This window comes from Sedimentibacter saalensis (assembly GCF_007830175.1).
Lineage (GTDB): Bacteria > Bacillota > Clostridia > Tissierellales > Sedimentibacteraceae > Sedimentibacter > Sedimentibacter saalensis.
Genome location: NZ_VLKH01000009.1, coordinates 19243 through 32558, shown reverse-complemented (window position 1 = coordinate 32558; position 13316 = coordinate 19243). Strand labels below are relative to the sequence as shown.

At 33.7% G+C, this 13316-nt stretch carries 10 protein-coding genes, 1 pseudogene and 1 riboswitch; of the genes and pseudogenes, 10 read left to right on the top strand and 1 reads right to left on the bottom strand.

The window, feature by feature from the left end:
• The first annotated feature begins 103 nt into the window (after positions 1-103).
• The 5 genes from fusA to LY60_RS13670 all read left to right on the top strand — a co-directional run bounded on the left by fusA (position 104) and on the right by LY60_RS13670 (position 7741).
• Positions 104-2158 (top strand): elongation factor G, encoded by a 2055-nt coding sequence (fusA, locus tag LY60_RS13690; RefSeq protein ID WP_145084989.1) that lies wholly within the window; start codon positions 104-106, stop codon positions 2156-2158.
• A gap of 605 nt (positions 2159-2763) precedes the next feature.
• The gene (locus LY60_RS13685) at positions 2764-3771 is read left to right on the top strand and encodes a nucleotidyltransferase domain-containing protein (RefSeq protein ID WP_145084986.1); all 1008 of its coding nucleotides are present in this window, start codon (positions 2764-2766) and stop codon (positions 3769-3771) included.
• 9 nt (positions 3772-3780) lie between these two features.
• The gene (locus LY60_RS13680; RefSeq protein ID WP_170226235.1) at positions 3781-5517 is read left to right on the top strand and encodes a ThiF family adenylyltransferase; all 1737 of its coding nucleotides are present in this window, start codon (positions 3781-3783) and stop codon (positions 5515-5517) included.
• 5 nt (positions 5518-5522) lie between these two features.
• Positions 5523-5990 carry a Mov34/MPN/PAD-1 family protein gene (locus LY60_RS13675; protein ID WP_145084981.1) on the top strand — a complete coding sequence of 156 codons (468 nt, stop codon included), beginning with the start codon at positions 5523-5525 and terminating at the stop codon, positions 5988-5990.
• A gap of 65 nt (positions 5991-6055) precedes the next feature.
• The gene (locus LY60_RS13670; RefSeq protein ID WP_145084978.1) at positions 6056-7741 is read left to right on the top strand and encodes an SAVED domain-containing protein; all 1686 of its coding nucleotides are present in this window, start codon (positions 6056-6058) and stop codon (positions 7739-7741) included.
• A gap of 206 nt (positions 7742-7947) precedes the next feature.
• Here LY60_RS13670 and LY60_RS18225 read toward each other — a convergent pair.
• A pseudogene (locus tag LY60_RS18225) lies at positions 7948-8245 on the bottom strand (transposase); the annotation flags it as partial.
• A gap of 55 nt (positions 8246-8300) precedes the next feature.
• Here LY60_RS18225 and LY60_RS18395 point away from each other — a divergent pair.
• The 5 genes from LY60_RS18395 to LY60_RS13645 all read left to right on the top strand — a co-directional run bounded on the left by LY60_RS18395 (position 8301) and on the right by LY60_RS13645 (position 13075).
• On the top strand, positions 8301-8393 hold the full coding sequence (locus LY60_RS18395; RefSeq protein WP_425474239.1) for a DUF6578 domain-containing protein: 93 nt from the start codon (positions 8301-8303) through the stop codon (positions 8391-8393).
• A gap of 522 nt (positions 8394-8915) precedes the next feature.
• The gene (locus LY60_RS13660) at positions 8916-9926 is read left to right on the top strand and encodes a GNAT family N-acetyltransferase (protein WP_145084973.1); all 1011 of its coding nucleotides are present in this window, start codon (positions 8916-8918) and stop codon (positions 9924-9926) included.
• 361 nt (positions 9927-10287) lie between these two features.
• Positions 10288-10346, top strand: a riboswitch (Fluoride riboswitch).
• Between the two features lie 185 nt (positions 10347-10531).
• Entirely contained in the window at positions 10532-11719 is a 1188-nt protein-coding gene (locus LY60_RS13655) for a cation:proton antiporter (RefSeq protein ID WP_145084970.1), read from the top strand.
• 27 nt (positions 11720-11746) lie between these two features.
• A complete protein-coding gene (locus LY60_RS13650) occupies positions 11747-12142 on the top strand; it encodes a universal stress protein (RefSeq protein ID WP_145084967.1) in 396 nt (131 codons plus the stop codon).
• Between the two features lie 195 nt (positions 12143-12337).
• Entirely contained in the window at positions 12338-13075 is a 738-nt protein-coding gene (locus tag LY60_RS13645; protein WP_145084964.1) for a peroxiredoxin, read from the top strand.
• Positions 13076-13316 lie beyond the last annotated feature (241 nt).

Here is a 13316-nt window from a genome sequence, read left to right as displayed (position 1 = left end):
AAAACAGGCATAATAGTCCCAATATTAAAATTATATTGATTTATCATGTAAATTAATGTAAAATATAATAAATAAGCAGAATCTATTAGGAGGAATAAAGTAAATGAAAACGTATAGCACAGACAAAATTAGAAACGTTGCCTTAATTGGCCACAGTAACTGTGGCAAAACAACGCTGACGGAATCACTTTTATACTTTACCAATGTTACAAACCGCATGGGTAGAGTCGAAGACGGTAATACAGTTTCAGACTTCGATAAAGAAGAAAAAGACAGACAAGTTTCTATTGGCACTTCAATCATACCAATAGAGTATGACAATACTAAAATTAATTTTCTTGACACTCCTGGATATTTTGATTTCGTCGGCGAAGTGTATGGAGCCCTAAGGGTTGCAAGCAGCGCTGTTTTAGTAGTAGATGCAAGCTCAGGTATCGAAGTAGGTACAGAGAAGGCATGGAAATATGCTGAACAAAGAAACATGCCAAGAATCATAGTGCTTAATAAAATGGATAAAGAAAACGTTAAATTCGACGAAGTACTTGATTCATTGAGAGAAACATTCGGAAAAAAAGTAGCTCCATTTACAATTCCTCTGGGTAAAGGTGAAAATCACGACGGATACATGGATATCCTGAACAGACAATGCTACATAGGACCAGAACCAGTTGATACACTTCCAGATACAGCTGAAAAGGCTGAAAGAGTAAGGGCTCTTTTGATGGAAAGCGTTGCCGAAACAGATGAAGAACTGCTTGATAAATTCTTCAACGGTGAAGAGTTTACAGACGAAGAAATACATACAGGCTTAAAGAAAGCTGTCCTTTCAGGAGAATTGGTTCCTGTAATACTGGGATCAGCTATCAAAGGTCTTGGAGCTAGACTGCTTTTAAGAACCATAATCGAGTATCTTCCAAGTGCTCAGGATCTTGCCGAAGTTAAAGGAATGAATGGCTCCAAAGAAGAAACAAGAAACGTTGATATAAAATCTCCACTTTCAGCTTTAGTTTTCAAAACAATAGTAGACCCGTTTGTAGGTAAAATTTCGTTGTTCAAAGTTATGTCCGGTTCTATTAAAAAAGATATGGATATTTACAATGCAGATTCAGGCGAAACAGAGAGAATCGGAAGTATTTTCTGTTTAAGGGGAAAAGATCAGGTTGAAGCTTCTGAAATAGCAGCAGGAGACATTGGTGCAACTTCTAAATTGCAATACTTTAAAACAGGAGACACTATTTCAATAAAAACAAACCCAATAGTATATGAAGGCATAGATTTCCCTAAACCATGCTATTTCATGGCAGTAAGTGCCAAGTCAAAAGATAATGACGAAAAAGTTGGTACAGGACTTCACAAACTTAACGAAGAAGACCCAACCTTTACGATAGAAAGAAACGTAGAAACAAAAGAACAAATATTAGGAGGACAAGGAAACATTCAGCTAGAAGTTATTGCCAACAAGCTTAAAAACAACTTCAAGGCTGAAGTAAATCTAACTCCGCCTAAAGTGGCATACAGAGAAACAATAAGAGGAAAATCAGACGTTCAAGGAAAACACAAGAAACAATCAGGCGGAGCCGGACAATACGGCGATGTTCGTGTAAGATTTGAACCTTCACAGACAGAATTTGAATTTGTGGATGAAGTATTCGGAGGAGCAGTTCCAAGAAACTTTATACCTGCAGTTGAAAAAGGACTCCATGAATGCATGGACAAAGGTGTCCTGGCAGGCTGCAAAGTTGTTGGCGTAAAAGCAACATTGTATGACGGTTCATACCACGACGTTGACTCAAATGAAATGTCATTTAAACTGGCTGCTTCATTGGCGTTCAAAAAAGGTATGGCTGAAGCAAAACCTGTTCTTCTTGAACCAATTGCCAAAGTAGAAATCAGCATTCCTGATGAATACTTAGGAGACATCATGGGTGACATGAACAAGAGAAGAGGAAAAATCCTCGGTATGGAACAACAGGATGACGGAACTCAGCACGTAATGGCAGAGGCTCCAATGGCAGAAATGTACACATATGCCATAGACCTGAAATCCATGACTCAGGCAAGAGGAAGCTTTGAGATGGAATTTTTAAGATACGACGAAATGCCGTTCATGATGGCTGAAAAAGTAATATCAGACTACAAGGCTAAGAATGAAAATTAGACTAGATATATAAGTAAAATTACAATGAAGCACCTATTGGGTAGTAAACAATAGGTGCTTTTTACGTTATTAATAAACAAGTAGGATATTGACTCAATACTTACATTAGAAACTAAAATATTCGTTGCATTAGAAAAATAAATGTATTAATATGGTTGATTTTATCAAAATATGGGAGTACAATTAATATACGATTTGAATGCGGGGGGTGTTCGGTTGTATGTCCAATATAATATAAAGCCAGAATAATTTGGCTATCTCAATGAATACTTTTACTAAAAAGTATTTGTCAAATCATAACTTATAATTTTCTAATCTTAGAATAATGAGTCTAAATTTCCATTGTGCACAAAGACATGTCATAAAAGTAAATATATATCATTAACACTTTTTTATTAAACATTGAAGGCTATTTTGTATGTTATGGTAATTTATTAAAATTTTATTTTAAATATTATACAATCTCCAATTATCTCAAATTTTAAAAATAATTCATTATAATCAAGCCACTAATTATAGCAATAATGGGAAGTTCATATGTGCTGTAGTATATGGAAATGTACCTAATAATTTTATTTTAATAAGAAAATGGTGAGGTGTAGAAAATGATTAATTTACAAAAAGAATTTATTGATTTTCATGACGAAATCAAGCTGGATGATGAAAATGCTACTTTACGAGAAAAAAGAGATATTTTGTTGAAAAAGCTTAAAGACAATATATCTAAGGATGCAGCTTCATATACGACCTTTAATCAAGGAAGTTATTCTATGGGTACTGGGATCATTCCCGAAGATGAAGATTATGATATTGATGTTGGCATTAAGTTCAACATTAATAAAGATGATTATTCAGATCCACTTGTGCCAAAGAAATGGGTAAGGGATGCCTTGATAGGTCATACAAAGAGTGTTGAGATACGTAGATCTTGTGTTACTGTTACATATCAAAAAGACGGTGAGTCTGTTTTTCATGTAGACTTTGCAGTATATGCAGCGGATAATGCTGATGGGAAGCTGTATATAGCCAAAGGTAAAGAGTTTTCTACGACTGAAAACAAAAAATGGGAATTAACGGATCCACAAGGATTAATTGCAACAATCAAAGGGAAACATAGTGGAGATGATGCAGCTCAATTTCGAAGAGTGATTCGATACATGAAAAAGTGGAGGACACATCAATTCTCTTCAAACGGAAATGAAGCGCCAACGGGAATAAGTCTTACGGTACTAGCATATCATTTGTTTTCTGTTACCAAACAGTATGATTGGGCAACCCAAAAGAATGTGTATGATGATTTTTCAGCACTTGATAATATGGTAAAGAATATTAAAAATACATTCACATTATCATGGAATAGTCAGGACGAAAAGTACTACCATGTGATCGATACAGCCTTACCGGTAGAACCCGGTAATAATTTGTTTGAAAAGATGACGGATAAACAGATGGAGAGTTTTTATCAGAAGATTGTAACGATGAGCACAAAACTTGATGACGTAAAAACAAAAGAAAAGAAGGCTGATGCGTGTTCGATTTTAGTCAATCTATTTGGTGCAGATTTTCCTGTTACTGTAGACAAGAGCATGGTCGGTACATCCGAATCAGCTTAAGTGATGCCTATGACAAAGGAGGATGTAGTAGGTATCATTAATAATCTTAATATTCATCGCGATGTTTGTTTCGAACAAATTGAAAACTGCAAAAAGAAATATATCGTAGAGTATAGTGGAAACATTCTACTAAAAAATTACGAAAAGATTGAGTTGATAATCTCGTTTTTCTCTGATTTCCCACTAACAATGCCGGATATTTTTGTTGTTGATAATAATAAATTTCGCACACATGTGGGAACAGAGGGGAAGATATGCCTTTTTGACTCTAGTGCAATATTAATCAAACAAGATATGGCTGCTCAGTTAGTGATTGATTGCTTCGATCAAGCGGTTAAGATTCTAAATATACATCCTGGAAGTGAAACTTATAATAAAGAGGTTTGTAGAGAGTTTGATTCATATTGGCTTTCAATTCGAAATAAAATGGTATACTCCTCTCTTGATACAAAGGACATAAAATATGCTGAAGTACCGATTGTCATTTCACATGGTATTAGTATTGTAGGCAATACAAAAGATGAAGCTGAGGTTATTCTGCGTAATAATTTTGGCCTTGTTCCGGATAAAGACGATTTCGAAAAAACCTGTCTAGTTATAAGAATTAGAGTGGGAAGTTCTATGATACCATTGTCAAAACAATTTAAGTGGAGCGTGATTCGAAGGTACATTGTTGAGAATACCAGTTCATCTGTAAGGCATCAGTTTAAAAAGTTTCTTGATAAGAAAGTTAAGTACTATATGCGATATATAATCCTTGCTTATCCTTCTGACGAGGGAGATATATTATTTGGTTTCCGTATTGAATTTAATAATTCAAGGTATTTAAAGATTGGTTGTAACCAGATGTGTAGAGTAGAAAATGTTTTTGTCGAACGAATAGATTTTGAGTATTTAACTATGCGGGGCGGTGCAATGTCAGAATTGAAAGACAAACGAGTACTTTTACTTGGATGTGGTTCGATCGGGGGCTATATTGCTAATAATCTTTGCCAAGCGGGAATTATGAATATTGATATTTTAGATAATGATCTTTTCCAGCCTGAGAATGTACATAGACATTGGCTAGGTTTTGATTCAATAAGCCCTAAAAAGTGCGGATATAAAGCTGATCTTGTTAAGGAGAAACTAGAAGCAATGTATCCTTATTCTGATATTGATCCATTGAATTATATAGATAGAAGTGCTCAAAAATTTATTTCCGATGAGAAGCGATTAGGACAATATGATCTTATAATTTCAGCACTTGGTGAACCAACGATTAATCTTGAGATAAACAGAATTTTAAATGATTATAATCTTGACGTACCATTTGTATGTTGCTTCAATGAACCATATGGTGTCGGAGGCCATGTCATATCAATAAATATTGACAATAAATCATGTTTGCAGTGCCTATATACAGATGTGATTTCAAGTGACTTGGTTCAATTTAGAGGTAGCTTTGTTGCTCCAGAACAGAATTTTAAGAAAAATCTATCTGGATGCAGTGGTGCTTTTGTTCCATATAGTTGCTTGGACTCACAACAGACAGCGTTGATGGCGGCAAGACAGTCTATTGGTATTTTGAATGGCACATATACTAATAATTCAGTGTCTTCTTGGATAGGAGCATCGGAAGAATTACTTGGACAAGGATTTTACTTATCGCAATGGTATTTGGCAAATAAGAATAAAAGTAGCATTACCATAGATGCAATTACAAACCACAATTGTAGCATATGTAATCGAAGAAGTAAGGAGTAAATCACATGGACTATTATTGTGAGAATTTGATGATTTTTTCTATAGATGAAATTGTTTATCAAAAATGGACCAGTTATATCCACAATTATAACTTTGAAATTGAAAGCGGTGGAATTATCGTTGGAAAGCTAAATCCGGCAGAAAAACAAGTCATCGCTACTGATATAACAGAGCCTCAAAAGGAAGATAAGTGCACCAATAATGCGTATAAACGTGCAGAGTGTGGTCATCAAGAAATAATGGATAATTTATGGAAAGAATCAGGATTTGTAAAAACCTATATTGGAGAGTGGCATACCCACAATCAACGTATGCCTCACCCATCTTGGATAGATCGAAGAAACTGGTTACAGATATCTAAGAGAAAACAAAATTCGGAATGGCTCCTTTTTGTAATTGTTGGTACTGAGCAGATTGGTGTGTGGAGTGTGCTGGACGGGAAAATAGTAAAAATGGAAGCACATGATATGTAGGAATGTTTTGAGTAATGAAAATTTTTTATAAAGCTTTTATTACGCTTGAATGGAGGGACTTATAGATGAGGTATAGGTGGATACACTTATCAGATTTACATTCGATAGCTTCGGGAATTAAAACCACTATTATGCGAGAAGCATTAATCGCAGAGATTCAAGATATTAGTCAACAGAGCCCGTTTGATTTTATTATTATTACAGGAGATATAAGTGATAAAAATAATGGATATCAAGATGCTGAATTACTGATTAAAAGGATTATTGCAGTTACTGATGTTCCATTTCTCAAAGTTTTTATGATTCCCGGAAACCATGATTTGAATAGAAATATACCCGACGAAAGAGAACAAATCGTTAGGAAAGCCTGGGAAATTGAATTACTAGATGAAGATGAAAGAGTATATTATGACAAGCTAAACAAGGCTCAATACGATTTTTTTGACACATATCAAAATATACTTGGGCGAAAATATCCTAAAGACAAGATTCATTTTGTGGAAAGTTTGGATGACAATATTGCAATAATTCATCTTAATACAGCTTGGATGTGTTACAATTCAGAAAATGAATCTGGTAAATTACATGTTGGGCTCAATAGCCTATTTGAATGTCTTTCTGAGCCATTAGTAAAGACAAAGCCAATTAAAATTGCAATTGGACATCATCGAATAAGTGATTTTAACAATTGTGTAAAAGCACACATAAAAAGTCTGTATAAGACAATGGATATTGATCTATATTTAGGTGGTCATTGTCATGATGCTACGGTGGTCTATGATCCATCTATAAATACAGAATTTTGTTCTTGTAGACAGGGAAGAGCTGAAGATAAAGATTATCCTGCAGGATTCGTCGTAGGAGAAATAAATACAGAAACTGATCAAAGCCATTTTCAATTCTATAATTGGGAAGTTAGTCTTGCTAAATGGACATACGATTATAGAGTTACTCCAGCTAAACATGGTAAATACTATCTTCATGGAGAAAAATTTACGAAGATTCCTGAAGCGAGTAGAAGCATTATTGTTGATTTTAAGTTGTATGGGGTAGCACTGGATTACGATGTTATAATGAAAGCGTTTAATATTGAAAATTCTGCGATTTATAGATCATCTATTCAAAATATAAGACCAAAATCATCTGAAGAATGGAATGTATGTTTGGATAATGTTATTAATATCTATGAGAGCATAATAAAGAATTCAAATAATGCAGTACATATATTCCCAATAGCAGCGATTCCATTACTCGTAGCTTTTGGATATTTGCTTCAAAATGATAATCCGAATATTAATATATACCAGTATTTTGAAAATGAAAATAAATGGGTTTATAATGAACAAGACGACAGTATAAATATTGTTTTAGATTTGAAAGCAAACGGTTCAAAAATATTGGCAGTATCAGTTAGTGTAAGTGCACCTGTTGATATTGGGGACGTTGAATCAGCTCTAAATGTTGAGTTTGACCTTCTGTCTATTGGAGTAGATAATCCGCAGTTATCATACTTAAACTATTATGCTGATGTTCAAAGATTTAAGAAAACATTGAAGAGTGAGTTGGATAAGATTTATTACAAATATGACGAGATACATCTTTTCTTAGCGGCTCCTGCAGGAGTATGTATTGAAGTTGGAAGAATAATACGCGAAAATATGTACCCGAGTACATTTGTATATAATTATCAAATGGTACCTGAAGGGAATAAATATACAAGAATATATAATTTAAAGGCAATTCGTTGTTGAGCGATTGATGATAGCACATATTTGCAATTAGTCTAAAAGGATAACTTACAGTAACCTATGTTACAGTATTGTACATGCAGTTGGTTTCCATACCACTACACGTACACAGATTTGAAAGTATAATCATTTAACTACAAATACATACCATTACTGAAAAGAAAAGAACAGCAAGAGTGATCTGACCCCAAAAAGTTAGACATATAGCTTTAAGCAACCAATAAGGATTGAGTTTTGTATTTCAGGACTCAGTCCTTTTAGTTTACTCTTTATTCTTTTTGTATTATACCAGTTGATGTAATCTTCTAATTCTTTCTTAAAATGTTCTATACTCTTAAAATCTTGTAAATACAATAGCTCTGATTTAAGTAATCCGAAAAAATTCTCCATAACTGAATTATCAATGCAGTTCCCTTTTCGAGACATACTTTATTGTATTCCTTTTTCTTTTAGTTGAGCTTGATAAGGCTTCATCTGATATTGCCACCCCTGGTCAGAATGGAAAACAGTTATTTAAGACAACTCAAAAAGCAAATTATTTAGTTAATCCATCGATAAAGGAGTGAATGTTTTGAATCAGTGTATCGTTTCATACGATGATTGGCAAATGCAATGTTGTGGTACTCCTTTCAAAATCGGAGATTCTGTTAGTTAGCTTGTGTTAAAATGGGATGGTGATAATTCACCTGTTAATGTTGGGACAATAGATTATTACTATGAGGCGCATGACTCTGATTATAAAACACTTTTTATGCTCAATGGAGTTGTATCCGAAATTAAAGCTTTACATTACAAGTATGAGGAATCACCTAACAATTCTCATGTTATGATTCCAATATCTGGGTCTACATACAGTGAATGTAGATAGTGCGGTGGTTGTGATGAACCTATTGAAGGGTTACCTTTTAGTGCGTACATTGTTAAACTCGATGATGCAAATATACGAGCAGCTAAAAAATCAGAAGTTACCTTTAATTAGCGATATGAACCATGTATAAATGTACAAAATTAGTAAACTGTAAATTTGGTGTAACTTCCCATTATGTTTATAACGCGAAAGTTAGACAAGTTAATTGCATGTTGAGCTACTTTTTAATTATGCATGAAAATATGATTATATCATATGCCGCAATAAAGCAGAAAAATAAAGGTGCTATATTTAGACCAGGAGAATGATATGAATATAAAATCTATAGATATGAATTATATAGAGGCAGCGACTAAATTAGCAGTTGATAATTATTTAAGCGAACAACAAGAAGTCAGTGCTTTATTCAATAACAAATATGAAACTGAGATTAGTCAATATATCAACGAGTTATTTAGATGTGATTTAGGAGTAATGGTATTTGAAAATGATAACTTGTTAGGATATATGGCATTCAGATTAAGTGGATATGAAGATTATAATGGATATAAAAAGGCTTATTCACCTATATATGGATATGGAATAAAGGAGGGCATAGACAGAGGAAAGATTGCTTCATTATTATTTCAATATGCCTCAGAAAACTTAATAAAATTAAATGTTAGAAATTTTGAAGTAAAAGTCTATTCACATGATAAAGAGGTTATTTCTTCATTTGTATTAAATCAGTTCGGCATATTGTGTACAGATGCAATAAAGAACATTGATACACCATTTTGCGATACGAATACTTACATTTTAAAGTATAGTGAACTTACAAAACATGATATATTATTACACAGAGAAAGCCTTTTAAAGTTATGGAGGAGTCTAGCTAAACATTTACAAGCAAGTCCGACGTATTATTATGGTGAAGAGTTTACGGATGATGCTTATTGGGAATATATTAATGATGTGAACACAAGATTATTTGTTGCGATGGATGAAGGAGAAATCATCGGAATTCTTGATGCATCATGTGATGGTAATTGTTTTGCTAATAGTGATAAATATACAATAAATGTTGGAGATTTATATTTGAAAAGTGCTTATCGTGGAAAGAATATTGCACAGGAACTATTACAGTATGTAAGTAATGTTTTAAAAAAGAAAAATTATAAACGCTTGTGGGTCGAACATGGAACAACTAATCCAAATGCACAAAGGTTCTGGGATAGATATTTTTCAAGATTTACATATACTCTAACAAGGAATATTGATGAAAGAATTGTGAAGCAATATATTGGCAATTCGCATGATTGTGAAAAGAATGTAAAGTAAATTATTAATAAAATGGGAAATAGTTTTGCTCAATAAAATTAAATTAATAATGAGTAGAATCAGCAAAATCAAAATTAGCATTTTTGAATTTAGTAGGTTTATAACTAAATGATTATGTCAAACTTTGTTGCAAAAACTAAAAAATTGACTGCTGCAATTTAAATGTTTTTTAGTTGTATTATGTCAAACTTTCTTTTACCGCTACATACTAGATATATAAATAAAATTACAATGAAGCACCTATTGGGTTATAACCAATAGGTGCTTTAGTAGAGGTACAAATTTGCAGTTTAAAAAGTAAATTAATCTTGTAATAATACAGCTTGAATGATATAATCTAAGAAATATAAGATAATTTAATATGTTAAATGGCGATGGAGTTCGCCCTTAAATGCATAAGCTGATGACTCCTACAGATGTTATTTTTTCATTTGTAGGATTTTTTATTTAATGAAATTAAGGCAGTAGCTGTGGTCTTATTGGAAATGCATGAAATAAGCGTCACAAATTTTTAATTTACAGAGTCATAGTTATATTCTTGAAAGCATAATTTAATGATTCTGAAACACTACATAATAAATTTACATTACAATCAGGAGGTATTTATGCTAACAAGTTTAGCTTTGATTTTTTTAATAGGAATGTTGATGGGCTCAGTTTTTAAAAAACTAAAGCTGCCAAGTCTCCTAGGTATGCTTTTAACAGGAATTGTTCTTGGTCCGCATGTACTTAATTTACTGGATAGTTCAATACTTGGAATATCAGCCGAGCTGCGCAAGCTGGCTCTGATAATAATTCTTGCAAGAGCAGGGCTGTCTCTGGATATTAAGGATTTAATCAAGGTGGGAAGACCGGCTGTTCTCATGTGCTTTGTTCCAGCCTGCTTTGAAATGGTAGGAATGATTCTTCTGGCACCAAAGTTATTGGGAGTTTCATTACTTGATGCAGCAATTATGGGAGCTGTGGTTGGAGCTGTATCTCCGGCTGTGGTTGTTCCGAAGATGCTTAATCTCATGGAAAATGGCTATGGCACTGATAAAAGCATTCCGCAGCTTATATTGGCAGGAGCATCTGTTGATGATGTTTTTGTCATAGTAATGTTTACTTCGTTTACAGGCTTGGCCATGGGAGAAGGTATTTCTGTATCAAGCTTCCTTGAGATTCCAATATCAATTGTTCTGGGACTGGTTGGTGGAATTGCTGTTGGACTTTTGATGCTGGAGTTGTTTAAGAAATTTCACATGAGAGACTCATACAAGGTTATAGTTATGCTGAGCATTGCTTTTTTACTTGTTGCGTTAGAAGACAAACTAGCAGGAATGTTGCCGTTTTCTGGATTGCTGGCAGTAATGAGCATGGGCATAATTGTGCAAAGAAACAATCAAAATCTAGCAGGTCGCATATCTTCAAAGTTTTCTAAACTGTGGGTTGCAGCTGAGTTGATTTTATTTGTTCTTGTAGGTGCTGCAGTTGACATTGAGTATGCCGCCGCTGCCGGACTCAGTTCAATATTGCTGATAGCAGGTGTGCTGATTTTCAGGATGATTGGAGTTTATACCTGCTTACTTAAAACACAGTTGTCAAATAAGGAACGTCTTTTCTGCATGATAGCTTATACACCTAAGGCTACAGTTCAGGCAGCAATTGGTTCAGTGCCACTTGCAATGGGTCTTGCATGCGGCCAAATAGTTCTTACTGTTGCTGTTATAGCAATACTCATTACTGCTCCGCTGGGTGCCTTTGGAATAGACATGACCCACAAAAAACTGTTGAATCATAATTTAAATCGTTAGACATATAAAAATAGAAAGGAGATAAGTATGAAGAGAATATTATTGCCTATTGACGGCAGCAAAAGAAGTATCAAATCAATTGATTTGGTAAAAACTCTTTACAAACCAGATCAGGTTGATGTTTCCATAATTCTCGTCAAGGAAGACGATGGAATTAGATCGGAATCAGATTACAAGCAAATCAAAGAAGAAACAATGCCATTTTTGGATGAAGTCGCCGGAAAACTTGAAGGTTTCAATGTAACAAAACATGTGAGAGTAGGCAATGCCGGTGAAGAAATATTGAAATTTGCAGAATCTGATGAAACGGATATCATAATAATGACAAAATCAACACGAAAAGGGTGGACTCAAATGATAGGCTCAGTCACAGCACATGTGGTGAAGTATGCCAAGTGTATTGTTATGATAATACCGGAATAACCCTAATTAATAATAACGCAAATTACTTTAAACATGTTACATATTAAACTTTTATGTTGTTGATAATATTATTTAATAATACAATAAAAGTTTCTACTTATCACAACTTTATTTAATTAATGTTATTCAATTTTTATATCAATTTACAAGTTACAACATATTGTAATAACATAAATCTAAATATAAGGTGATAATATGTCTACGAACATAACAAATCAAGATAGAATAAATACCGTGACCGTTGGAAGGCTGGCACCTGATTTCAGGGCTTTATCAACTCACGGATATATTAATTTATCAGATTACAGAGGGTCATGGGTTGTATTATTCAGTCATCCTGCAGCCTTTTCTCCGGTATCAACCACAGAAATTATTATGGGCTCCTATTATTATCCGGAATATCTAAAAAGAAATGTACAAATAATTGCACTGACTACGGATAACAATTTTGCAAATTTAGAATGGGTATATGATGTTTTCGCTAAAACAGGAATAACCGTTCCATTTCCTGTTATTTCAGATAACGATAAAGAAGTTTCAAATCTTTATGGGATGGTTAATGCAGACAGGACATATGAAGAATCTGTGCGAGATGCTTTTTTAATAGACCCTGAAGGAAAAATAGCGGCAATTGTAACAATGCCTCACACCAACGGAAGAAATGCTGTAGAACTGTTAAGGATTATTGATGCGCTTCAAGTAACTAAAAATTATAATTATTACACCCCTGCTGCATGGCAGCCTGGTGACCCGGTCTTAGTTCCTCCGGTTCATACATATGAAGACCTTATTAACAGAGTCGACTCAGCTGCTGAATTAGGCTATGAATGTCCATTCTGGTATGTATGTTATAAAAACATGACAGCAGAAACTGAAACGGAAGCAATTAATAATCCAAATCCAAATTTAAACGCACAAAATAGCAATTGCTGAGATTGAATTTTAGTTCCTAAGAATTTTTTCGTTTACGAAGGATTATAATCAATAGAAAACTGCTAACTTATCACTACATTTATAAAATATTAAAGTTAAATAGTTCAAAAATAGGGGTTAGTCAAACTTAGTTTTAAATCGAGGAATCACCTATTGGTACATTACCAATAGGTGATTTTGCGTTATAAGGGAATAGGTATAAGCCATATTAATACTTAATAATAAACGCATTAATATAGTT